The organism is Psychrobacter sp. ANT_WB68 (assembly GCF_008369115.1).
GTDB lineage: Bacteria > Pseudomonadota > Gammaproteobacteria > Pseudomonadales > Moraxellaceae > Psychrobacter.
The window spans coordinates 501,462-525,721 of sequence record NZ_VOAZ01000001.1 but is presented as its reverse complement, the minus strand read 5'-3'; the positions used below and the strand labels follow the sequence as shown (position 1 = coordinate 525,721).

At 43.0% G+C, this 24,260-nt stretch carries 19 protein-coding genes; 15 read left to right on the top strand and 4 right to left on the bottom strand.

The window, feature by feature from the left end:
- Positions 1 to 70: 70 nt before the first annotated feature.
- The 15 genes from FQ084_RS02270 (at position 71) to modB (ending at position 17,256) form a co-directional block, all read left to right on the top strand.
- Positions 71 to 3,829, top strand: a complete 3,759-nt coding sequence (locus FQ084_RS02270) for a nitrate reductase subunit alpha (RefSeq protein WP_149489007.1) — start codon at positions 71 to 73, stop codon at positions 3,827 to 3,829.
- 135 nt (positions 3,830 to 3,964) lie between these two features.
- Positions 3,965 to 5,503: a nitrate reductase subunit beta gene (narH, locus tag FQ084_RS02265; RefSeq protein ID WP_149489006.1), complete on the top strand. Its 1,539-nt coding sequence runs from the start codon at positions 3,965 to 3,967 to the stop codon at positions 5,501 to 5,503.
- A 58-nt stretch (positions 5,504 to 5,561) separates the two neighbouring features.
- On the top strand, positions 5,562 to 6,353 hold the full coding sequence (narJ, locus tag FQ084_RS02260; RefSeq protein WP_149489572.1) for a nitrate reductase molybdenum cofactor assembly chaperone: 792 nt from the start codon (positions 5,562 to 5,564) through the stop codon (positions 6,351 to 6,353).
- A 14-nt stretch (positions 6,354 to 6,367) separates the two neighbouring features.
- Positions 6,368 to 7,093 (top strand): respiratory nitrate reductase subunit gamma, encoded by a 726-nt coding sequence (gene narI / locus FQ084_RS02255; RefSeq protein WP_149489005.1) that lies wholly within the window; start codon positions 6,368 to 6,370, stop codon positions 7,091 to 7,093.
- Positions 7,094 to 7,323: 230 nt separating this feature from the next.
- Positions 7,324 to 8,505, top strand: coding sequence for a globin domain-containing protein (locus FQ084_RS02250; protein WP_149489004.1), 1,182 nt, complete (start codon positions 7,324 to 7,326; stop codon positions 8,503 to 8,505).
- A gap of 322 nt (positions 8,506 to 8,827) precedes the next feature.
- Positions 8,828 to 9,946 (top strand): peptidylprolyl isomerase, encoded by a 1,119-nt coding sequence (locus FQ084_RS02245; RefSeq protein ID WP_149489003.1) that lies wholly within the window; start codon positions 8,828 to 8,830, stop codon positions 9,944 to 9,946.
- Between the two features lie 145 nt (positions 9,947 to 10,091).
- A complete protein-coding gene (glp, locus tag FQ084_RS02240) occupies positions 10,092 to 11,387 on the top strand; it encodes a gephyrin-like molybdotransferase Glp (RefSeq protein WP_149489002.1) in 1,296 nt (431 codons plus the stop codon).
- Between the two features lie 291 nt (positions 11,388 to 11,678).
- On the top strand, positions 11,679 to 12,782 hold the full coding sequence (gene moaA, locus FQ084_RS02235) for a GTP 3',8-cyclase MoaA (protein ID WP_149489001.1): 1,104 nt from the start codon (positions 11,679 to 11,681) through the stop codon (positions 12,780 to 12,782).
- A gap of 62 nt (positions 12,783 to 12,844) precedes the next feature.
- The gene (gene moaB, locus FQ084_RS02230) at positions 12,845 to 13,375 is read left to right on the top strand and encodes a molybdenum cofactor biosynthesis protein B (protein WP_149489000.1); all 531 of its coding nucleotides are present in this window, start codon (positions 12,845 to 12,847) and stop codon (positions 13,373 to 13,375) included.
- Positions 13,376 to 13,378: 3 nt separating this feature from the next.
- Positions 13,379 to 14,119 carry a molybdenum cofactor guanylyltransferase gene (locus tag FQ084_RS02225; RefSeq protein WP_149488999.1) on the top strand — a complete coding sequence of 247 codons (741 nt, stop codon included), beginning with the start codon at positions 13,379 to 13,381 and terminating at the stop codon, positions 14,117 to 14,119.
- A gap of 42 nt (positions 14,120 to 14,161) precedes the next feature.
- Complete coding sequence (gene moaC, locus FQ084_RS02220; protein WP_149488998.1) at positions 14,162 to 14,668, top strand: cyclic pyranopterin monophosphate synthase MoaC; 507 nt, start codon at positions 14,162 to 14,164, stop codon at positions 14,666 to 14,668.
- 60 nt (positions 14,669 to 14,728) lie between these two features.
- Positions 14,729 to 15,007 (top strand): MoaD/ThiS family protein, encoded by a 279-nt coding sequence (locus tag FQ084_RS02215; RefSeq protein WP_149488997.1) that lies wholly within the window; start codon positions 14,729 to 14,731, stop codon positions 15,005 to 15,007.
- Between the two features lie 62 nt (positions 15,008 to 15,069).
- Positions 15,070 to 15,561 (top strand): molybdenum cofactor biosynthesis protein MoaE, encoded by a 492-nt coding sequence (locus FQ084_RS02210; protein ID WP_149488996.1) that lies wholly within the window; start codon positions 15,070 to 15,072, stop codon positions 15,559 to 15,561.
- Between the two features lie 43 nt (positions 15,562 to 15,604).
- Positions 15,605 to 16,450: a molybdate ABC transporter substrate-binding protein gene (gene modA, locus FQ084_RS02205; RefSeq protein WP_149488995.1), complete on the top strand. Its 846-nt coding sequence runs from the start codon at positions 15,605 to 15,607 to the stop codon at positions 16,448 to 16,450.
- Between the two features lie 104 nt (positions 16,451 to 16,554).
- A complete protein-coding gene (gene modB, locus FQ084_RS02200; RefSeq protein ID WP_149488994.1) occupies positions 16,555 to 17,256 on the top strand; it encodes a molybdate ABC transporter permease subunit in 702 nt (233 codons plus the stop codon).
- Positions 17,257 to 17,296: 40 nt separating this feature from the next.
- Here modB and FQ084_RS02195 read toward each other — a convergent pair whose 3' ends face one another.
- The 4 genes from FQ084_RS02195 to FQ084_RS02180 form a co-directional block, all read right to left on the bottom strand.
- Positions 17,297 to 18,313, bottom strand: coding sequence for a D-cysteine desulfhydrase family protein (locus tag FQ084_RS02195; RefSeq protein ID WP_149488993.1), 1,017 nt, complete (start codon positions 18,311 to 18,313; stop codon positions 17,297 to 17,299).
- Between the two features lie 311 nt (positions 18,314 to 18,624).
- A complete protein-coding gene (locus FQ084_RS02190; RefSeq protein ID WP_149488992.1) occupies positions 18,625 to 21,150 on the bottom strand; it encodes a DUF3141 domain-containing protein in 2,526 nt (841 codons plus the stop codon).
- A 138-nt stretch (positions 21,151 to 21,288) separates the two neighbouring features.
- Positions 21,289 to 23,421, bottom strand: coding sequence for a class I poly(R)-hydroxyalkanoic acid synthase (gene phaC, locus FQ084_RS02185; protein ID WP_149488991.1), 2,133 nt, complete (start codon positions 23,419 to 23,421; stop codon positions 21,289 to 21,291).
- Between the two features lie 194 nt (positions 23,422 to 23,615).
- Positions 23,616 to 24,203, bottom strand: a complete 588-nt coding sequence (locus FQ084_RS02180; protein WP_149488990.1) for a phasin family protein — start codon at positions 24,201 to 24,203, stop codon at positions 23,616 to 23,618.
- Between the last annotated feature and the right edge of the window lie 57 nt (positions 24,204 to 24,260).

Genomic DNA, 24,260 nt, shown 5'->3' with positions numbered 1-24,260 from the left:
AAGATAAAGATAGAAGCATTCTGCACTCAGCTCTAGATACACCATAGGCAATAAAACAGAGGATAGCGAAATGAGCCATTTACTCGACCAATTCCGTTTTTTTAAACGTAAACAGGGCGAATTTTCCGATGGGCATGGCGAGACGCGTGATGAAGCTCGTGATTGGGAAAACGTATATCGTAGCCGTTGGCAGTATGACAAAGTTGTGCGCTCAACGCATGGTGTCAACTGTACCGGTTCTTGCTCGTGGAAGATTTACGTTAAAAACGGCTTGGTGACGTGGGAGACGCAGCAAACCGACTATCCTGAAACCCGTCCAGACCTGCCAAACCACGAACCACGTGGCTGTCCGCGTGGTGCAAGCTATAGCTGGTATATGTACTCAGCCAACCGTGTTAAATATCCTAAAGTTCGTAAACCGCTACTAAAATTATGGCGTGAAGCCAAGGCTCAGTATCCTGATCCAGTCGATGCGTGGGGCAGTATTGTCCAAGACCCTATCAAAGCAGAACAGTACAAATCTAAGCGCGGCTTGGGTGGTTTTATCCGCTCAACGTGGGCGGAAGTCAATGAAATCATCGCTGCCAGTAACGTCTATACCGCCAAAACTTTTGGTCCTGACCGTATTGTTGGTTTCTCTCCGATTCCTGCTATGTCGATGGTCAGTTACGCCTCTGGTAGTCGTTATTTATCGCTGATTGGTGGTGTTTGCTTATCATTCTACGACTGGTATTGCGATTTACCACCAGCATCGCCAATGGTTTGGGGCGAGCAGACTGACGTACCAGAATCAGCCGATTGGTACAACTCTGACTATATTATTGCCTGGGGCTCAAACGTTCCGCAAACGCGTACCCCTGATGCGCATTTCTTTACCGAAGTGCGTTATAAAGGCACCAAAACCGTCTCTATCACCCCTGACTATGCAGAAGTCTCTAAACTTACTGACTTGTGGTTAAATCCAAAACAGGGTACTGATGCGGCAGTCGCGCAAGCATTTTGCCATGTCATTATCAAAGAATTTTATCTTAAGCAGCCAAGCGATTACTTCTTAGATTACGCCAAGCGTTATACCGACTTACCCGTACTGGTCATGATAGAAGGTGAAGAAGGCGCACGCCATGCTGGTCGCTATCTACGCGCTTCTGACTTAATCGATAATTTAGGTCAAGAAAACAACCCAGAATGGAAAACCATCGGTTTAAATAGTGATGGCGAGCTGGTCTCTCCACTCGGTTCTATCGGTTATCGCTGGGGCGAAAAAGGCAAATGGAATCTTGAGCAAAAAAGCGGCACCACAGGCGCAGATATTGACCTAACACTGACGTTAAAAGATAGCAATGAAACTTGCAAAGTCGGCTTTGATTACTTTGGTCATGTATCACACCCACACTTTACCTCGGTACCGGGCGAAGCGATACAGCAAAAAACTGTCCCTTGCAAAACCATTACTCTTGCCGATGGTACCACAGCGATTGTCGCTACTGTGTTTGATTTAACCGTTGCCAACCTTGGTGTTGATAATGGTGTTGGCGGTGAACACGTCACCGATGATTACAATGACGAGACTGTACCGGGTACCCCTGCTTGGCAAGAAGTCATCACGGGTCTTAGCCGTGAGCGCGTTATCCAAGTCGCACGTGAATTTGCTGAAAATGCTCATAAAACCCATGGTAAATCGATGATTATCATCGGCGCGGGTATGAACCATTGGTATCACCTCGATATGAACTATCGCGGCGTGATTAACATGCTGATGCTTTGTGGCTGTATCGGTAAATCTGGCGGCGGCTGGGCGCATTATGTTGGTCAAGAAAAACTACGTCCACAGACCGGCTGGTTGCCATTAGCATTTGCCCTTGATTGGCATCGTCCACCACGTCATATGGCGGGTACGAGTTTCTTCTATACGCACAGCTCACAGTGGCGTCATGAAACCATTTCTGCCCATGAAATACTATCGCCACTTGTCAATAAAAAATTCTTTCCAGAGCATATGCTTGATTACAATATTCAAGCAGAGCGTGCAGGCTGGTTGCCTTCAGCGCCACAATTAAACCGTAACCCATTGACCATCGCGGCCAAAGCCAAAGAAAGCGGCAAAGATATAGAAGAATATGTCGTCGACTCTCTCGAAGATGGCAGCTTACGCTTTGCTTGTGAATCTCCTGATAATCCAGCCAACTTCCCGCGCAACATGTTTATCTGGCGCTCAAACTTATTGGGCTCATCAGGTAAAGGCCATGAATATATGCTCAAGTATTTCTTGGGTACCAAAAACGGTTTGCTCAATGAAGAAAACGCCGAGGGTCATCTGCAACCAAAAGAAGTCGATTGGGTAGAAAAAGGTCCTACCGGTAAATTGGACTTAGTTGTCACTCTAGACTTCCGTATGTCGTCGACCTGCCTGTATTCTGACATCGTGCTACCAACTGCCACATGGTACGAAAAAGATGACATGAATACCTCAGACATGCATCCGTTTATCCACCCACTTACTGCAGCGACCGACCCTGCATGGGAATCTAAAACGGATTGGGAAATTTATAAAGGCATTGCCAAGAGCTTCTCTGAAGTCTCAAAAGGTCATTTAGGGGTTGAGACCGATGTCGTCACCTTGCCAATGCAACATGACACCCCGGGTGAATTAGCACAGCCATTTGGCGGTACTGACTGGAAAACGGCTGGCGAAAAACCAGTACCGGGTAAGAACTGTCCGATGATTATGGTGGTTGAGCGTGATTATCCAAATACTTACAAGAAGTTTACTTCTATGGGTCCTGCCCTAGAAAAACTAGGCAACGGCTCAAAAGGCTTAAATTGGGATATGAAAACCGAAGTCAAACAGCTCGGTGATTTAAACCACCGTGTGACTGAGCCGGGTATTTCTGAAGGCAGACCAAGTCTTAACACCGCTATCAATGCTTCTGAGATGATTTTGATGCTCGCGCCTGAAACCAATGGTCATGTGGCGGTAAAAGGTTGGGCGGCACTCTCTGAGTTCACCGGTCGCGACCATACCCATCTTGCCAAATCTAGCGAACATGAAAAAATCCGCTTTAAAGATATCGTTGCCCAGCCGCGCAAGATTATCTCAAGCCCGACGTGGTCAGGGATTGAGTCGGATCAGGTCAGTTATAACGCCGGTTATACCAACGTTCATGAGCTGATTCCTTGGCGCACCCTGACTGGTCGTCAGCAGTTTTATCAAGACCATCCTTGGATGCAGGCGTTTGGTGAGCAAATGCAACAGTATCGTCCACCGATTGATACCAAGACCACTGAGCTGCTCAAAGACGCCAAACCAAATGGCAATAAAGAGATTGTACTGAACTTCTTAACACCGCACCAAAAATGGGGCATCCACAGTACCTACTCTGAAAACTTGCTGATGTTGACCCTAAGCCGCGGTGGACCTTGTGTTTGGATGTCAGAAGTCGATGCGGCAAAAGCAGGTATCGTCGATAACGATTGGATTGAATTATTCAATGCTAACGGCGCCCTTACCGCTCGTGCCATCGTCAGTCAGCGTGTCAAAGAAGGCATGACCATGATGTATCACGCTCAAGAAAAACTGGTCAATATCCCAGGTTCTGAGCAGACCGGTACGCGTGGCGGTATTCATAACTCAATGACTCGTACTATCTTGAAACCGACACATATGATTGGTAGTTATGCCCAACAATCTTATGGCTTTAACTACTATGGCACCGTGGGTTGTAACCGTGATGAGTTTGTCGTAATTCGTAAAATGTCAAAAATTGATTGGTTAGAAGACAAACCGGATAACGAATTACCGCGTCCATTACCAACCACCATTGAGGATTAAAGCATTTTCTTCTATTGAGAATAGGTCGTTTTAGAATTTATTTTTTAAACAATAGCTTTTGAAACGAAATCTTTTAAAACGACCACAATGAAGAATAAAGGCTGCTTTTTCTACTAATATTTGGAGCACAGATCCATGAAAATTCGTTCGCAAGTCGGCATGGTGCTTAACCTTGATAAATGTATCGGTTGTCACACCTGCTCAGTCACCTGTAAAAACGTCTGGACCAGCCGTGAAGGTATGGAATATGCGTGGTTTAACAACGTTGAGTCAAAGCCCGGTATTGGCTATCCCAAAGAGTGGGAAAACCAAACCAAATGGAAAGGTGGCTGGATACGTAATGCCAATGGCACCATCAATCCGCGCATCGGTGGTAAATTTAGAGTATTGGCAAACATCTTTGCCAACCCGGATTTGCCAGAGATTGATGATTATTACGAACCGTATGATTTCGATTATCAGCATCTGCATACCGCACCGATAAGCAACCATCAGCCTATCGCCCGTCCGCGTTCAGCCATCACTGGCAAGCGTATGCAAAAGATTGAATGGGGTCCTAACTGGGAAGAAATTCTTGGGACGGAGTTTGAAAAACGTCGTAAAGATAAAAACTTCGACAATATTCAAGCGGATATCTACGGAGAGTACGAAAATACTTTTATGATGTATTTGCCGCGTCTGTGTGAGCATTGCTTGAACCCAACTTGCGTAGCGGCTTGTCCTAGTGGTGCGATCTACAAGCGTGAAGAAGACGGTATTGTCCTAATTGATCAGGAAAAATGTCGCGGCTGGCGCATGTGTATCTCAGGCTGCCCGTATAAAAAGATTTACTACAACTGGAAGTCCGGCAAATCTGAAAAATGTATCTTCTGCTATCCACGCATTGAAGCTGGCTTGCCAACGGTTTGTTCGGAAACTTGTGTTGGTCGGATTCGCTACTTAGGCGTCTTACTATATGACGCTGACAAAATCGCTGAAGCGGCTAGTACGCCTAATGAAAAAGACATTTATCCAGCGCAATTGGATTTATTCTTGGATCCTAATGACCCTGTAGTTATTGCTCAAGCATTAAAAGACGGTGTGCCGCAGTCAGTGATTGATTCTGCGCAGCGCTCACCAGTCTATAAGCTTGCCGTAGACTGGAAGCTTGCGCTACCTCTACATCCTGAATACCGCACGCTACCAATGGTTTGGTATGTACCACCATTATCACCGATTCAAAACGCGGCTGAAGCGGGCAAAGTTGGTATGGACGGTCTGATTCCAGATGTCGACAGCCTACGTATTCCGCTACGTTATTTAGCCAACCTCTTGACCGCTGGTGATGAAGAGCCGGTACGTTTGGCGCTAAAACGTCTGCTTGCGATGCGTAGCTACAAACGTATGCAATTGGTCGAAAAACAAGAAGTGCAAAGCATTTTAGATGATGTTGGCTTAACCAAGCTACAAGTTGAAGAGATGTATCGCTACTTGGCCATTGCCAACTACGAAGACCGCTTTGTGATTCCAACGGCGCATCGTGAAGAGGCGTTAAGTGACGCTTTTGCTGAACGTAATGGTTGCGGATTTACCTTTGGCGAGGGCTGTTCAGGACATTCTGACAACAGTATGTTTGGACAACGTAAAGCCAATCGCCGCGATTTCATCGATACTGTCCAAAAGTGGGAGTCATAAGATGCAAACTACTCAAGTTCATACCAGCAGTTCAGTAAATGACATTATTGAGACGCCGATGATTGGCGCTTCAGACTTAAAAATACTCAAAGTCCTAAGCTTACTTATCGATTATCCAAGCAATGAGCTGTTTTTAGGCGATACGTTGGCTGATTGCACAGAGATTGTTGCGAGATCAACCATCATCAGCCCAGAAGTACGTGCGCAAATCATTGACTTGATTGAAGATTTAATCGATACCGGCTCTCTTGAAGCGCAAGCACGCTATGACGGTCTGTTTGAGCGCGGTCGTTCTTTATCGCTGTGGTTGTTTGAACACGTGCATGGCGAGTCGCGCGACCGTGGTCAAGCCATGGTCGATTTGATGGGTCAATATCAAGAAGCTGGCTTTGAAATTAGCGTTAAAGAGCTGCCTGATTATCTGCCTTTATATCTAGAGTTTTTAGCGTATCAAGCGACGGTTATCGACGATGATATTCAGATTCGTATGGATATCGCCGATGTCAGCCATATTATTGCCTTGCTCGCTGCCAGACTTGAGCACCGCGGCAGTATGTATAAAGGCTGCTTTAATGCACTATTGCAGATTGCTGGAAAGCCTTTAGACATAGTCGAAGAGTATCAAGAAAAAATCAGCAAAGAAAAGCCTGATGACAGCTTTGAGGCCTTAGATAAAGAATGGGAAGAGGAAGTGGTGACGTTTTTGGATGCGCAGCAAGAAGAGCGCTGCCCCTCTCAAACGAGCACCCAAAACCTTGCTGCAAAAGCGGGTGTTAGAGCCAATCCAAATGCTGTCGATGCCCCTGTGCACTGGGTAGACTTTAAAACCAACCAGCCGGTTAAACCATAATAGGGAGAAAGGACATGAATATTGCAGATCCTAGTGTACAGTCTTTAGCCAACCTCAGTTGGCTGCAAATTTTCCTTTTTGGCGTTTATCCGTACGTGGCATTAACCATCGCTGTCATTGGTACTTGGGTACGTTTTGATTTATCTCAGTATTCATGGAAATCTGGTTCGACGCAAATGCTCAGAACCAAAAACATGCGCATTGCCAGCAACTTATTTCACGTCGGTATTATCGTGGTATTGCTTGGGCATTTATTTGGCATGTTGACGCCGCATTTTCTTTATGACCGCTTTATCAGTGCCGGCCATAAGCAAATTTTAGCGGTGGTTGTCGGTGGTATCGCGGGGGTATTTTGTTGGTTTGGTTTGGCAATGCTGATATGGCGGCGCTTTACTGATGACCGCATCTCAAACACTTCATCATTCTCGGACAAATTGGTACTGGTACTATTATTTATTCAGCTTAACTTAGGTCTCATTTCCATCTTTACCTCAGTGAAGCATTTAGATGGCTACACCATGATGAATTTGGCAGGCTGGGCACAAGATATCACTATCTTAAGACCTTGGCAGGCAGCGGCGCGTATCGAGCAAACTGACTTGATTTATCAGCTGCATATGGCGCTTGGTATCACCCTGATTGCAATATTCCCATTCACACGCCTTATTCATATTATAAGCGCGCCAGTCTGGTATTTCGGTCGCCGTTATCAGATTGTCAGAGAGAAACGTTCGCAATAGAAACGTTGCCAATAGAAATAAGCACAATAGCGATACAGCATTGATGTTTAGATAAAGTTACGATACCATAAGATTCATTTTTAATGAATCTTATGGCAGTCGCTTAATTATTAGATGATTACAGGCTCAATCCCAGCGCTTTTTATAACGTCTAATAATGGTTGTCAGGTTCTTAAAAAGAACTTCAATCCCTAAACTTATCAATGTGAAATATCACTAAAGGATCTATCATGGCGTCACCACAAACATTAGAAATCGTGAAAGCAACCGTACCTGTGCTCGAAGAACATGGGACAGCGATTACTACCGTATTTTATAAAAACATGTTCAACGAACATCCTGAACTGCTAGACATTTTTAACGAAACCAATCAAAAATTAGGCCGTCAGCAAACTGCACTGGCTATGACCGTTTTGGCAGCAGCCAAGCATTTGGAAAACTTAGCGACACTATTGCCGCAAGTTACCCAAATCAGCCATAAGCATCGTGCTTTGCAAATTTTGCCTGAGCACTATCCTATCGTTGGTCATCATTTATTGGGTGCTATCAAAGAAGTTCTCGGTGAAGCAGCAAACGATGACATCATCGATGCTTGGACAGAAGCTTATGATGAAATTGCCGATGTCTTTATTCAGTTAGAAAAAGGCATGTACGAGCAAGAGATGTGGGAAGGTTTTGCGCCGTTTACGATTACCGAAAAATCAGAAGCAGCGACTGACATTGCAGCCTTTACCGTCGTTCCTGCAAACGATGATATTGATTTAAACAAGCTTAAACTGTCTGCCGGTCAATACATCACCGTTAAAACTGATCCAACAGACAGCGAGCATATTGCTCTACGTCACTATTCTTTATATTCAGCACATAGCGACAAAGGCATTCAGTTTGCCGTTAGACGTGACAACCGCAATGAATATAATGGTTTAGTGTCAAACTACTTACATGATCACTTAGACGTTGGCGATACGATTTTATTATCTGCCCCTGCCGGTGATTTTGAGCTCAACCAAGACTTGGTACAACAAAACGAGATCCCATTGGTATTGGTCAGTGCAGGTGTCGGTGTCACCCCAATTCTATCGATGTTAGAGGCGCAAGTAACTGCCAACCCGCTACGCCCTATCGTTTGGGTTTATGCCTGTCAGAATAAAGAACATCATGCCTTTGACAGCAAAGTTAATGAGTTGCTTGCCACTGCCGAAAATGTAGAAAAGCACATCTTCTACTTTGACTCTGGGCAAATTTTAGATGAGGCGTGGCTTGCCAATTTACCGAAGCCTGCCGATATTTATGTCTGTGGCTCTATGATGTTTATGGAAAGCATCATCGACGGCTTAATGACTCTTGACCATGGCGTTGATAGCGTTCATTACGAACCATTTGGTCCGAAGATGAGCCTAGAGCTGGCTTAATATTATCAGTCTAACTAAGCATTGAGTAAGATAGAAAATGCGCTCAATACTTGGTTAAAGATAGTGTAAAGTCACTTAGCAACAGCCATAGAGCCACCTTTAAATGCTTCATTAGCAGTAACATCATTTAAAGGCGGCTCTATTTTTTTATTTCGCTTTCATACTCTTTATCTTTAATGCAAATAGTTTTTAGTATAAATAATTTGTAACGCAAGTAGCTTTAGCACAAATATTTTTAATCGTCATACTCATATCAACCGTAGTTTAAGATTGACTGTATTTTAAAATTCCTATTACCAGAACCCTTAGTGGAGCAAAAGCCATGACTGTCAGTACCTACAATCCAGCCGACCACACGACGACTAATAGCGTAAATAACCATGTAAATAATAACGTTAGTAGTGACACTCATATTGACCATGCCGCTCATGCCCATACTGGTGCTGATAACACACACAGCGGTCATAATTGTGGCCATGACCACAGCCACGATCATAGCCATGAGCACAACCATAGCCATGGTGATGATATCGTGCATCTGATGCCAACCTTGACGGATTTACAAAAACCACATTCTGATCAAGAGTTTATCGAAAAAGCGATGGCAGAAGAACGCAGCAACCATAAGAACCTGATTGCCTCTAGCCGTGATGAGCTGCCTTCAGTGACGGTTAATGGCGTGATGATAGATAGAACCAATATCGCCCAAGAACTGCAGTATCATCCAGCGGAAAACAAAGAAGATGCAGTATATTTAGCGACACAAGCGCTGGTTGTGCGTGAATTACTTAGATTGGCAGTTTTAGATGAGCCAAGCCTTGGTGAAGCAGCATGGGAAAAAGACGAAGAGCAAGCCATCTCGAGCCTGATAGACAAAAACGTTGAAGCGACGATGCCAGATATGGCAACTTGTGAGCGTTATTATAATCAAAACATCACTGATTTTAAGACCGATCCTATTATGACCGTACACCATATTTTATTGGCATGCCTGCCTGAAGATGGCGATGAGCGCTTAAAGCTTAAAAAGACCGCTTACGAATTAATTGAACAAATCAAAAACAATACTAATCCTGACGCCGAGTTTATTCAATTAGCACGCCAGCATTCAGCTTGCCCTTCAAAAGAGCAAGGTGGCGAGCTGGGCGTTATTAGCAAAGGGCAAACCGTACAAGAATTCGAAGGTGCGTTATTTAAATTAGACGCAGGACTTGCCCCAAGCCCTATCGAGAGCCGTTACGGTTTTCATATCGTTGATGTGCTCAATAAAGAACCTGGCATACAGATGACTTATGAGCAAGTTAGCCCTGCTATCCACAATAAGCTGAGCCAGCAGGCGTTTCACCAGTCATTATGCGACTACTTATTTACTTTAGCGAACGAAGCTGAAATCGAAGGTATCGACATGACGCTTGAGCAAGAGAATATTTTCCGCGGCTAATCAATCCGCTGTCAGTCGCTTAACTCTTATGTTATAAAGTAGCTGCAATAGTATAAAGGTTGTTAGCATATAACCTATCCTTTATACCTATATGCAGTTTCATATTAATAATACAGTTCAATTTTAATAAAATGAGTAAACGTTTATGATTACGGTTGCAGGGCTAATCTTTGAAATACAGCAGCGTATAGAAACTTATAATACCAACGACTATCCGCTCAATAAAAGAGCAGTCGCGTGCTACGACTTATTAGACAGCCGTAATCATATATTGGCAGAAGATATTGTCTCGCCTTTTGCGATACCAAGGCAAAATCTATCGGCGATGGATGGTTATGCGATTGCTAAAGACAGCATACTCTCAGCAGACGGCACGATTGATATCGTCGGTGAATCACAAGCGGGTAGCCCTTATAGTGGCGACATCACAGCAGGACAAGGGGTGCGTATATTTACCGGTGCGGTCGTTCCTGATAGCTGCGATACGGTCATCATGCAAGAGAACACCAATTTTGCCGCCATAAAAGACAGTATTGATAAATCACAGCCTTATGCCATCACCCTCAGTCAAGACGCTAAGCATGATGATAATATCCGTAAGCAAGGCGAAGAAATTGAAACTGGCGAAGCGGTTTTATTAAAAGGTAAACGCTTAAATCCTAGTGATATCAGCCTGCTGGCGAATTTGGGTTTTGATAAAGTAAAGGTATATCAGCCTTTAATCGTTGGGGTACTCGCAACCGGCGATGAATTGGTGGCGATAGGTAATGAGCTGACCAGCTTGGCGCAAATCTATAACTCAAACACCCCCACTTTAAAAAGCTTGCTCTCTGACTTGCCCGTAACTATTCGAGATTATGGCATCATTGCTGATGATTTAGACAAAACTACCGCTGCCGTAACTCAAGCCATGCAAGAGTGTGACGTACTTATCTCTACTGCGGGCGTATCGGTTGGCGACTATGATTTCTTGACCACCGTCATTGAGCAGCTTGGGCAGATTAACCATTATAAAGTCGCGATGAAACCCGGAAAGCCGTTTGTCTTTGGTGAGCTGACTAAAGACCTTACCAAGCCGGTACTATATTTTGGCTTACCCGGTAATCCGCTATCGACCGTGGTTGGCAGCTTGCAATTTGTCATTCCAGCTTTGTGGCAAATGGCAGGGGCTGCGCCACAAGAGCGACCCATGCAGCTCAGCCTAACTGCCACCCTTAAAAACGATATCAAAAAATCAGCGGGACGGATGGATTTTCAAAGAGGAATTTTGTCGCAGAAGAGAGCTGGCGAATTTGAAGTTGAAAGCTTTAGCAAGCAACAATCACACCGTATTAAACAGCTTAGCCACGCCAATTGCTTTATTGTTTTGGCACAAGATTCTGGCAATGTAGCTGCTGGCGAAACAGTAACCGTACAGCCCTTCCCTTGGTTACATTGCTAAATAACAGCTAAATAATTGATTCATTGACAACTGTATAGCTAAAAAGCTGCATGGCTAATCAACGGTATAAAGAGTTACACAGTTAATCATTCTTTATACCATGAATCATGAGAAACTGATGCACTACTATCAAGTGGCAGCTACTACTTTGGTAGTAGTTTTTAGGTCACTTATGGTTAATTGTGATTTGCTTGCAAGCTGTCATAATCATACCTAAATAGAATTTTCCACTCATAACCTGAGGCAACGCCTAAAAGTACACACTATACTTAATATTAATGGTAATCATCTATGAACCATCTTGCCCCCACCGTAGGCAATGCGCAATTGTATTCGCCTGCCGCTGCACCCGCTATTTTTGATGGTGACTCATCATCGAAAGTCGCTGTCTCATCGACGTCTTCACCGACTGCGCTCTCTCAATCATTGACAGATGGTTTCGCACGACGTCTTACTTATTTGCGTCTATCTATTACCGATTTCTGTAATTTTCGCTGCGAGTATTGCCTGCCAAATGGCTATCAAGGAAAACCACCCCAAAATGAGCTGAGTGTCACTGAAATTGCCACGTTAATCCGCGGATTCGCTGAAGTAGGCACCAAAAAAGTACGGATTACCGGCGGTGAACCCTCAATACGCCGTGATGTGGTAGAGATTATTAAAACCATCAAAAATACCGAGGGTATTGAAACGGTTGCCATGACCAGTAATGGTTATAAACTTGGCAAGTACTTAGCAAATTGGCAAACTGCTGGGCTTAATCAGCTCAATATCAGTATGGATAGCTTTAATGCTGCTACTTTTCATAAGATGACTGGCTTCGATATGTTGCCGCAGCTCTTGGCTGATATGGATACCTTACTTGCGACCACAGATATTAAGCTGAAAATAAACAGTATTCTAATGGCAGAAACGGCCTTTGAAAATCTGATGAATGCCATCGAATACATCAAAGACAGAGCCGTTACTTATCGATTCATTGAATTTATGCAGACCAGTGATAACAGTGGCTTATTTTTTGCGCAGCATGCACAGTCCGATATTATTACCAATTACTTATTAAAAAACGGCTGGCAAACTCATATACGTGGCAGCAACGATGGCCCAGCGATAGAATATAGCCATCCAGATTATCAAGGGCGTATCGGTATGATTGCCCCTTATGCCGCTCATTTTTGTGACAGCTGCAATCGTCTGCGGGTTAGCAGTCAAGGCAAGGTGCATTTGTGCTTGTTTGACCAAGGTAACTACGATATTCGTCACTATCTCGAACAAGATGATGTTGCAGGGCTTGTTAATACCCTCCATAGCTTTATGCCAATTAAACCTGAACATCATCATCTTCATGAGTCCAATAGCGGCATGATGAATAATTTATCAATGATTGGTGGTTAGAACTATCAATCTATTAATAATAATTTAAGAAAATAAAGCATGATATTTATTAAGGAACATTCATGAGTAAGCTGCAAGCACCCTTTACCCCGCTTAATATCGCCATCTTAACGGTTTCTGACAGTCGTACTCTTGCAGAAGATACTTCAGGGCAGTATTTGGTCGACCAACTGACCGCAGCAGGTCACCAACTTGCCGATCGCCAGCTGATTATTGATGATATTTATAAAATCAGAGCCGTTATCAGCGGTTGGATTGCCGACCCTAATGTGCACGCTATTATCACCACTGGCGGTACTGGTTTTTATATTCGCGACAGTATGCCAGAGGCGGTCGGCGTATTATTTGATAAATCGATTGATGGTTTTGGTGAGATGTTCCGCTTAATCTCAAAAGACGATATCGGTATGTCTACCATCCAATCTCGCGCCGTGGCTGGCATGGCAAATAGCACCGGTATTTTCTGCTTACCTGGCTCATCAGGTGCTTGCCGCACTGCTTGGGAAGGCATCTTACAAGAGCAGCTCGATAGCCGCACGCGTCCTTGTAATTTTGTGCCGCACTTTATGCGCACCAACCCAGGTCATGATTGATTCATGGTTGAAGTTGCAGATAGCTTAATCGAAGTAGATAGATTGAACCGCTTAGCCGGTATCGTTATCTTGGCAGGCGGCGCATCCAAACGTATGGGAACGCCAAAAGCCGAGCTTATACTGCCCACAGGTGAGCGCTTGCTTGACTATCATGTTAGACAAGCGCTTGAATTAAGCACAGTGATGATGAGTAATATACCTATCATGATTGCGGATAATGGGCGTAACTTTACAGTCAATCACGATTTGATCGAAAAAAACCCGCAGTCATCAATTTTTTATATTACTGATTATCTTTCTAGTAATGATAATAAACAAATTGAAACAGGCGGTGCGTTGGTAGCCATTGAATCAGCGCTGCAGTCATTGAAGATATTAGCAAATGCGCCTGAACTAACCGAAATGCCAGACATACGATCCTCTTGGCTTCTGGTTATTAGCTGTGATAGCTTGATTCCTGTCACTAATTTATGGCAAAAACTGCAACCTTATATGGCTCAAGCTACAGATAAGTCCGTTACTTGCCTGACCGATGACAGTCATTTATATCCATTATTAGCCGTTTATCGTTTAAGTATTGAGCCTGAGTTAAAGCATTATATTGATAATGGACAGCGACAAGTGATGAAGTTTATTAAACCGATTGTGCAGCCTGTACCTTTTGCAAAAGCATGGCAAGATTTAACCAATTTTAATACGCCTAAAGATTTTGCACGTGCTTGTTTAGCTTTGGACGACTTATAAAAACTTTGGTTGAGAGAAACCAGTCATTTAAGAGACATGAAAATGAATAACGACAATAAAAAAAATAATCAATCTGTCCTATCGCATTTAGATAGCGACGGTGATATCACTATGGTCGATGTGAGTGGCAAAATAGCTAGCATCAGAGAAGCCCATGCAGCCGGACAAGTTGTTTTTCCTGAAGACATTTATGAGCAAATCAAAGCCGCTAATGGCATGACCAAAAAAGGCAGCATTACTCAAACTGCTCATATCGCCGGCATCATGGCAGCCAAACGTACCCACGACTTGATTCCACTTTGTCATCCCCTGCCTTTAGATAAAATTGCCTTAACCTTTGTATACGATGACAACCAAAACAGTATCACTGTGACCGCAACTGTCAAAGTAACTCATAAAACTGGGGTAGAAATGGAGGCGTTGACCGCCGTCAGTGTCGCCTGCCTAACTATTTATGATATGACCAAAGCTATCTCGCATGACATTGTGATTGATAATATTCATCTACTGAAAAAAACTGGCGGTAAGTCAGACTATCAGCATGGGTAAATCAGCCTCATTAACGCCATATACAAAAAGCTTAGTAATGAATCAATAATGGAGACTTCTATGAGCACTTTAATCGACGGCAATACTGATGCCACGATGAGTATTAATGTCTTATACTTTGCCAGCTTGGCTGATGAAGCCAATTGCCATGAAGAAAAAATCAAGGTGCCACAGTCAACTTCATTAACTGAACTGTATGCACAGTTGCGCCAAAAACATCGCTTTAGCCGTCCGCAATCAGAGCTGCGGGTGGCAGTAAACGACTATTTCGCTAAGTGGACAGATGAGATTTATGACGGTGATAGTGTGGTTTTTATCACGCCGGTCGCTGGCGGTTAAAACCCTCCAAATATTTATTTATATCACTAATAATCTTAAAATAATAAACAGAGAAAATAGTTATGACAGATACGGTACATGGCCAGTCGATGAGCATTAAGCGCAGCATCGATGAGGCTTATCTAATCGCTGAACGTGATGGTTTTGCACTTTTAGATATCGATATCGATGAAAATCGACTTAGAAAAACTCTTGATAATGATAGCTGCGGGGCATTCGTATGCTTTGAGGGACGTGTTCGCAACCATAATAATAACAGTAGCGTCAATCGCTTAACTTATTACGGTTATGAAGATCTCGCTATTAATCAAGGTCGCGCCATTATTGAAGAAGCCAAGAAACGTTTCGAGATTACCCATGCAATTGCCATCCATCGTATCGGCGCTTTAGAGATTGGTGATGTGGCGGTGTGGGTTGGCGTGGTCTCTGCGCATCGCTATCCTGCCTTTGATGCCTGCCGCTGGATATTAGATACCATTAAAGCCGATATTCCAGTTTGGAAGCAAGAATATTACCAAGATGACTCCTCTAAATGGCTCAGTAATAATGGCTAACATTGGGTTTGATGATTAGCACGAATAACAAGGTTGAATAATAATGATTAAAATAATAACCATGACCTCAGCTTACTTAGCATTAACGCTAACTGCTTGTAGCAAAGAGCAAATGACTCAGCCTGTTCAAGCGGACGCCGACAACACTACTGAGCAGAGTCAAACACTGCGTATCGCTGCTGCTGCTAATTTATCTGATGTCCTGCCTGAGATTATTGCCGGTTATAAAAAGGATAAGAGCTTGCCCGCTCAAGAGATTGAGGTGACGTATGCTTCTTCAGGTAAGCTATATGCGCAGATTACCTCCGGCGCACCTTACGATATATTCTTATCCGCCAATCAAGAATTCCCTGCTAAGCTTGCCAAAGAAAAACTAGGAAAAATAAATTCTGCCGACAAAACAATCCATCAGCCGTTTACTTATACCCAAGGTCAACTGGCGCTGTATAGCACTACTAAATCTTTACAAGGGCTAAATGCTGCTACCTTAAACGAATTATTAATGAATGAGTCTGACAGCAAAATCACCATTGCCAATCCAGAACTCGCCCCTTATGGCAAGTCAGCACAAGTCTATTTACAAACGCAAAATATCTATGACGCTCTCACTGAGCAAAAACGTATTATACAAGCTGAAAATATAGGACAAGCGTTTCAGTATGCGCATACTGGCAATGTCGATTATGGCTTTGTCGCGCAATCACAGCTGACGGCGATGAAAGCCACACCTGAGCAGTTTTATACGTTAGCACCAGAGTCTTATCCGCCTATTTTACAAGATGGGCTGGTACTGAGTAGCACCGCTGCTGCGACAGATTTTTCGGACTATCTGCGCTCACCTGCTGGACAACAGTACTTTTCTGCTGCAGGCTATCTCGCTGTCGATTGATAGACCCTTGCCCTCATCTCACAATACCTAAATAAAGCCATCAAGTAGACGGTGAGATTAAATGAAACGAGTAGCATGGATTAAACCCGTTGATAAGTGACGCTATGATTGCTCAATCTCTGATATCAGACATGCTAAGCCCCGTTTGGGTAAGTATTAAGCTTGCTGGTATCACCACCTTGTGCTTGCTCCTGTTTGCCACTCCTGTGGCATATTGGCTCGCCAAACCCAGTCGTGGGCAAGCTGTGTCTCGTCTTAAAGTGCTGCTGATGGGCATCATTGCCATGCCACTCGTTTTGCCGCCTACCGTCATTGGCTTTTATTTATTGTTACTATTTAGCCCCAGCGTCGGTATTGGTAAATGGCTTATCGAGCATAATATCAGCCCCTTGGTTTTTACCTTTGAAGGACTGGTAATAGGCTCTATTATCTACTCCTTACCCTTCTATATTCAGCCCGTTTACGCGCAGTTTTTACGCATTCCACAAAGTGTCATGGAAGTGGCACACTTATTAGAGCCCAGCCGTCTCAAACGCTTTATAAAAGTCGCACTGCCACAGGCACGCATTGGGATTATTCTGGGCAGTTTAATCAGCTTTGCCCATACGATTGGCGAGTTTGGGGTGGTACTCATGATAGGTGGCAGTATCTCAGGTGAAACGAAGGTGGTCTCTATTGCTATCTATGAGCAAGTGGAGGCGCTAAATTATGAAGCAGCGCACATGATGTCGGGGATTCTCATTATTATGGGCGTCATCATGGTAGCGCTGATTGCTAGTGTCAGTCGGCTCAATCAACGCCCATAAACGTGTAATTCATAACGAATCAAGTCTCTAATTTAAGACATCAAGCTTCTAGATTACTGGTTTTTTTAGCCAGTTCCAAATCATTGGCATAAGCAAATAAGGCCGGCGCACCGCCAGTATGCCAAAACAAAACACTGTCGGTTTCCTTGATTTTCCCCGTGCGAATCATGTCTATTAGCCCACCCATCGCGCGACCGGTATAAACAGGATCTACCAATATCCCTTCCATTTGGGCAGTCATGGCAATGGCTTCATTTTCTAATGCCCCCACCACACCATAGCCTTCGCCAACGTAATCAGAGTTAAGAATTAAATCTGACGCGGTAAATCCATAATCCGTATTGATTAATTTTGCCGTGCTATTAGCAAGCGCCAGTGTATATTGATCAAAAGAGACTTTATCCGTTTCGCCCTTATCAATATTGATGCCCATGATTTGATAAGGGGAGTTAAAAATTTTGTTGCCAAGCATTAAACCTGCTTGTGTGCCGCCAGAGCTCGACGCAAATACAATATGAGTAAAGGATATGCCCATGCTTTGACGCTGCGACTCTAGCTCTTTAAAAGCCTCTACAAAGGCTAACGCACCTCGCTCGCTTGAGCCGCCATATGGCACCACATAGACTTTTTTGCCTTGCCCATTTAATTGCTCAACAATGCTAGGGATATCTTCGCCTTTGCGATTGGCGCCTGCCCAATGGATATGGCAACCGAATAGCTTATCTAGTAACAGATTGCCACTTGCCAATTCAGGCTCTTCCCCACCTAAGACCAAATGACATTCCAGTCCTAAGCTTGCCGCCGCCGCTGCCGTTTGACGACAATGGTTTGACTGTATCGCACCTGCGGTAATAATCGTATCAGCGCCTTTGGCAAGCGCATCACCGATGATGAATTCAAGCTTGCGAGTCTTATTGCCCCCTAATGCCAGTCCCGTATTGTCATCTCTTTTCATATAAATTTTGGGACCGCCAAGGGCTCCACTCAATCTTTTCAGCTCAATTAACGGGGTTGGGAAGAAGCCTAATGGCTCTCTAGGTATGTGGTTATAGTCCATGTTGTTTTTCATTCCTATGATATAAATTATATAAAATTTGCAGGTTAACACAGCTCAAAAGAGAAGGATAAGCGGTTCTATCCGCCACCTTAAAACCAGTATAAAACCTAACATGAAGAATAGGCGATATATTTTGATCCGACGAATGATCAATAGTAGATAGGGCTAACAGAAAAAATGAGCGTGCTTTTAATCAAAGGCGCATAAAAAATAAGCAGACACAAAAAAACCTCAAGCAATCTAATGCTTGAGGCGAAACTTGCTTAAACTCGAAAGTTTATATTCGTGTTAGCTTACTCAAAACAGAATTGCTATTTGATATCAGCATCAGTTAAATTTAGCACCGTTTTAATACTCTCCATTATGGATAAGGTAGCAGAGTTTCGATCTTCTAACTTATTACCAACAACATAAAGAGCTAACTTGAAAGCGTCAACGCGTTTAGGTTTGGTTTTGAGCAAAGTACTAAGTGACTCGATAGATTGTTCTTCAGCAAAACGAACGATAAGTGTCTGAGTATGTATCATAGCCGCTAGATCAGCTTTTGACAGATGAGCAAACGGTTCTTGTTCAGTGAGCACTTCAGTTAAACGCACAAGTTGATCACGGTCTATATTATTATCGGCGATAATATTACTCAAAATCATCATCCGCACAACCGCCTCATTAAAATCACCTTCAGCGACTTTGGCAAGTGCCTCATCTACCTTTGGTAATTCATGCAATGACTCTTTATTCATAAGGCGGCGTGAGCCTACTGGTTCGCCATATTGACGAAGCCAAGGCATTGACCAAATTCCAAAGAATAGGCTCTCTGTATACCTACCTTGTAAATCTCGCCAGAAGTCGAGTGTCATTCTAGTACTATCCATAAACATTTTTTCTATTTGCAAGAAAAGATTGTCTTGCTGCATAGACTCAATGGCTGGTAGCCTGACTCTTGCATAGGCGCCAGAAGCATTATGCGACTCCTGAGCTCTTTGCGCAGGAACGAAGTCTTCACTTTGGTTTTTGTCAATAGTACTAGTGACCACTTGACTTAGATTACTAGCTGCTAAGGCTAGCGGATTTTTGCTACTCCATACACTTCTTTGTAGTCTTAATGGGTGCATAGTACGTAACAATTGAGCAGAAGTCTCATTACTCATCGCTTTAACTAATGGACGCAAATTCTTCTCATAAGCTTGAGTTTGAGCCATAGAATGACGATGTACCGCTTTAAATGACTCTTCGTCATTGCGGTTTTCACCTATCGCTTTGCTCAAATCTGAAAAAGTACGGCGACACAAATCAACTGAGAAAGTTTTTTCTTTTCCATGCCCCTCAAAATGATCAATGCTCATTTCATACAAACCTGGTGGTAACACTTCAATCATATCCATAATCGAAGCGATACCTGTATGCTCATGATTGGCTATTTTTGAGCTTACAAAGATACCCAAATGACCCACTTGTTCATGAATCATATAGATGATGCGTTGACCACATACCTCAACGTCTTTTTCATCACTATAAGCATCCAAAATCCATGATAATGCCTGTTGGGGTGGGGTAATATCATCACCGCGCGAGGCAAAAGCTATAATTGGTGCTTTGACATTACGCAGATCAATATTCACCCCTTGTTCTAGCTGCCCTGTATTACGAGCAAGGCGATTACCAATAAAGATATTTTCTACAATCCATTTGATTTCCGCTTCATTCATTAAGAAGAAACCACCCCACCAGCGCTCAAAATCAAGAAAACGCTTACGGTTAGCCTCTGGGTTTTTATACAAATCGTAATATTTTCCTACATAGTTTCGATAAGGAGTCATTTGCTCAAAGTTGTCTACCAACGCAGCCCCATCGAATACACCATTATTCATATCAGCACTAAGCATGGATAGCCAACTTCCACCGTTAACCCCTGCTTTATAACGCATTGGGTTGATACCAACCTCTCCGCTCCAAGCTGAGATAGGCGCACCATTCAAAACAATAGGACCTTTAATATCTGAGTTGGTTGCCGCTAAAATGAGGGCTGCCCAGCCACCCTGACAGTTACCAACGATTACTGGTGATTCTGCATTTGGGTGTCTTTTCTCTACCTCACGAACGAACTTACCTTCTGCATAAGTAATATCAGCAATGGTTTGTGTTGGCTCTGGTAGGCGCTTAAATGCTACAAAGTAGACGGGGTGACCTTGATTGAGTGCGACACCGACTTGACTTTCATGTTTAAAGCCACCAATCCCAGCACCATGCCCAGCTCTAGGGTCGATAATAATATAAGGGCGATTAGTGTCGTCAGTGATAATTCCTGCAGGTGGTACTATGCTTAGCAAGACATAGTTACAGGGGCGTTCAAACTCGGCTGCATCCATGATTACTTTATAGTCATAATCTAAGACCGGTGGACAACCGGCTCTTTCATGCTCAAGAAAAATATCACCACGTTCCTTAAGAACGTCAACCGTTTGTAACAGGCGTTTGCTACTGTCGGTACTGTAGCTTAACCATTCTTTCCACAGTTTGTCTGGCGTAGAAACCTTTTTCCAACTTTCCATAACAGCATTAGTATCTTCTTTCAGTGTCTGTGCATTTTCTTGGATCTGTTGATGATTTTGTTCTAAATGCCTTGAAGCAACCTCTATTATCAAACCAGTACTATCTGTCCTATAGTGATTTTGCAGGTTATATTCATCTATGATACTTTCATTTTTATGAAACTGATGTTTTAGCATTTCCTGAAAGTTTGGTATCGAATCTGTCGCTCTATAATGCGGGTTATTGCGACTTAACCAAACTTCGGCCTTGTTTGGATTTTCAATATTTTTTTCAATTATAGCTGACATGGTGTGTTCCAAACTTAATTTAAGGGGATTGTTTTTTCATAAATTTTATACATGTGATTATTTTTTAGCCTTCTTGTCTTAATAAGAAGGTATAGTTCTTTAGAACTGCTAACTATCAGTCAAAGCGGATAACACGATCTAGATACTAACCGCACGTAAAGCTTCATCTACTCTGACATGTACATACTCTCCTGGAGCGTCACACAGCACCTGCCATTCTTTGCCGGTGTGATCTATACCAGGTTGTCTGCTATCTATTTTGTCTACAGTATGCGTCTTGATCCATTCTCCCCAATGCAACCACCAGCTCCTATCCTGTTTTTCTGCTTTGGCATACCATTCATCAGGATCCGCAACATACTCGTCATGAGTATAAAAGCCATATTTACCCGTTGGTGGGTTGATGATACCAGCGATGTGTCCTGACTCACCGAGTACAAATGTAACATCACTGCCAAGTACCTGTGTAGACTGGTAGCTCCCTTTCCATTTGGCGATATGATCTTGCAATGTCGCCACGACATAGGTTGGAGTGGTCACTTTTGACAAGTCAATCTTCACACCGGCAAATTCCAGCTTGCCTTTTGCAATCATCTTATTATCTAGGTACAGCTCACGTAGTACAAAGCTGTGCAGTGCAGCGGTTACATTGGTGCAATCAGAGTTCCAATACAAGAGATCAAAAGGTATCGGGCGCTCACCTTTTAGGTAGTTTTGCACATAGTAATTCCAATAAAGGCTGTTTTCACGTAATAGACTAAAGGCAGCGCCCATCATGCGTCCATCAAACACACCTTGACGATTTCCTTCTTGTTCCACAGCACAAACAGTACGTTCATCAATAAATACGCCTAAATCTCCAGGATCACTAAAATCAAATATCGTGGCCCAAAACGTAGCACTGGCAATACGATCTGCCTGCTTGTTTTCAGTTAACCAAGATAGAGTCAAAGATAGCAACATACCACCGATGCAATAACCGATGACATTGGCATCTGGCTCACCAGTAATCTCTTTAACGACATCTAAAGCAGTCAGCAAACCTTCATGCATATAGGTTTCCATACTGACATCTTTATAGGCGCGAGTTGGGTTGACCCATGAGATAACAAATACACTATGCCCTTCGTTTAACGCCCAGCGGATATATGAATTTTCCTCTTTTAAGTCCATGATATAAAACTTATTAATCCATGGCGGTACAATTAATAAAGGACGTTTACTTACTTTAGCTACCGTTGGATGATACTCAATTAACTCAAACATACGATTGCGGAATACTACCTTACCTGGTGTTATAGCAATGTTTTCACCGAGCCGAAAAGCATCATCATCAGTCATACGAATACTCAGCATTTTGGAGCTTTTTTCCATATCTTCTGTTAGCTGCTCAAGTCCCCTTACCAGGTTTTGTCCCCCCGACTCTTTTGTCAGTCGCAATACTTCAGGATTACTCCATAAAAAGTTACTTGGAGCAACTGCATTCAACCACTGACGAGTAAAAAAAGATAAACGCTGGCGGGTTTTTTCATCAATACCATCTGTGGTATCAATGGAGTCCATTATGCCGTCAAACGTTAGTAGATAGCTTTGTTTTAGAAAGTCAAAAATAGGGTTGTCTGACCAGTCTTCATCTGTAAAGCGTTTATCGCCTTTTGCTGGGCTGATGATTGGCTTTGTTTGATTTCCTGCTGCTTTCATTAGAGTGTTTTGATACAGCTGTAATTGTTGTTGCCACAGGTTTAATTGTTGTTCAACTAACACAGTAGGGCTTTTATCTGTCACGCCAGTAGTGAAGTTTTTCCAGCCGTCTACAAGGTTAAGCATGAGAGATTGGCTTATATGGCTATCTTGATTGCCTTGCTTGAAAATTTGGCCGAAAAGCTTTTGGGTCAATTCATTCAAATCACCCATGGCGTTATTAGTGCTCTGGTTAGGTCGGGTTTGCTCAGTGTGTTGGCTGGACTGTTGATTGGGTTGTTGGTTTGATTGAGAGGCAGCAGAATTTTCAGTAACATTTGGCATCATGAAGTGACTAAAATGCTTCATTGAATCTTGCCATAGCTTCATATTTGTTTCGAAAGGATTTGGATTTTGACTAGATTGATTGAAGGAAGATTGGCTTAGTTGCTGAAGTTGGTTCAACTGATTGAGATAATTTTGACCAAAACTTTTAAAGTCGAAAAGGTTATTAGTGTTGTTTTGGCTATTTTTTTTGTTTGGCTCATTGGATGAATCATTTGATTGATCGTCAGATTGCTTATTATCCATACTTGTACCTATGTTTATATCTAATTTATACGAAAGTGAAAGTACACTACAACTGCTAACGTAATAAAAACAAGGTGGGAAAACTCTCGCTAACCCACCTCTTGAGTGTCATAAGTACAGGGTATTGTGCCGATGACGATTTATAACATAACTGAATCAATGAATGATGTTATTGACAGTCATTATAATTACAGCTATCTATTAGTCGATTTCCCAGTACTGCTAGCACCAGCAGTACCAGTTTTTGTATTCGTAGTACCAGTAGTGTTAGTTTCAGTAGTGGTATTACTAGTATTTGTTTTTGTAGCAGCTTTTACGGTTCCTGAAGCTTGCTCAGCCATCTTGCTCATATTTGCTGCATACTCTTGACCTGCTTTTGTTGCTTGATCAGCAGTTTTTTGCATGTTAGCTTGCATTTGCTCAGTGGTTTGACCCTGAACATCGCCCATAACTTTTATAACTTCATCATGCATACTACTGCCAAGCTCTGACATACGTTGAGCGTCTGCTAACATCTGCTGGCTGATGACATTCAGCATTTCTGCTTGCTTGTCGCTAAAGTCTTTCGCAGTTTCTGGAGAGTCTATACCCGCAACTTGGCGCATATTTTCCAGACCCATTTCTGAGTAAGACTTAATAGTATTAAGTGAAAACTCAGTCATCATTTCTGCGTTTTTCAAAAATGCTTGATTTAATTTTGTCCAAGGTTCAAACATTTTTTGCGTATCGCCACTAAATTGGTTGAACTGATTAAGAAAATCTTGAGGATTAGGTTGTGACATACTATTTCTCCATGAGGGGATTGTTAAGAGGACTTGATGATACTACTTAGAAATACA

Coding starts and splice junctions, on each gene's coding strand:
- FQ084_RS02270 (WP_149489007.1), top strand. CDS start 71: ATGAGCCATTTACTCGACCAATTCCGTTTTTTTAAACGTAAACAGGGC.
- narH (WP_149489006.1), top strand. CDS start 3,965: ATGAAAATTCGTTCGCAAGTCGGCATGGTGCTTAACCTTGATAAATGT.
- narJ (WP_149489572.1), top strand. CDS start 5,562: ATGATTGGCGCTTCAGACTTAAAAATACTCAAAGTCCTAAGCTTACTT.
- narI (WP_149489005.1), top strand. CDS start 6,368: ATGAATATTGCAGATCCTAGTGTACAGTCTTTAGCCAACCTCAGTTGG.
- FQ084_RS02250 (WP_149489004.1), top strand. CDS start 7,324: ATGGCGTCACCACAAACATTAGAAATCGTGAAAGCAACCGTACCTGTG.
- FQ084_RS02245 (WP_149489003.1), top strand. CDS start 8,828: ATGACTGTCAGTACCTACAATCCAGCCGACCACACGACGACTAATAGC.
- glp (WP_149489002.1), top strand. CDS start 10,092: ATGATTACGGTTGCAGGGCTAATCTTTGAAATACAGCAGCGTATAGAA.
- moaA (WP_149489001.1), top strand. CDS start 11,679: ATGAACCATCTTGCCCCCACCGTAGGCAATGCGCAATTGTATTCGCCT.
- moaB (WP_149489000.1), top strand. CDS start 12,845: ATGAGTAAGCTGCAAGCACCCTTTACCCCGCTTAATATCGCCATCTTA.
- FQ084_RS02225 (WP_149488999.1), top strand. CDS start 13,379: ATGGTTGAAGTTGCAGATAGCTTAATCGAAGTAGATAGATTGAACCGC.
- moaC (WP_149488998.1), top strand. CDS start 14,162: ATGAATAACGACAATAAAAAAAATAATCAATCTGTCCTATCGCATTTA.
- FQ084_RS02215 (WP_149488997.1), top strand. CDS start 14,729: ATGAGCACTTTAATCGACGGCAATACTGATGCCACGATGAGTATTAAT.
- FQ084_RS02210 (WP_149488996.1), top strand. CDS start 15,070: ATGACAGATACGGTACATGGCCAGTCGATGAGCATTAAGCGCAGCATC.
- modA (WP_149488995.1), top strand. CDS start 15,605: ATGATTAAAATAATAACCATGACCTCAGCTTACTTAGCATTAACGCTA.
- modB (WP_149488994.1), top strand. CDS start 16,555: ATGATTGCTCAATCTCTGATATCAGACATGCTAAGCCCCGTTTGGGTA.
- FQ084_RS02195 (WP_149488993.1), bottom strand. CDS start 18,313: ATGGACTATAACCACATACCTAGAGAGCCATTAGGCTTCTTCCCAACC.
- FQ084_RS02190 (WP_149488992.1), bottom strand. CDS start 21,150: ATGTCAGCTATAATTGAAAAAAATATTGAAAATCCAAACAAGGCCGAA.
- phaC (WP_149488991.1), bottom strand. CDS start 23,421: ATGGATAATAAGCAATCTGACGATCAATCAAATGATTCATCCAATGAG.
- FQ084_RS02180 (WP_149488990.1), bottom strand. CDS start 24,203: ATGTCACAACCTAATCCTCAAGATTTTCTTAATCAGTTCAACCAATTT.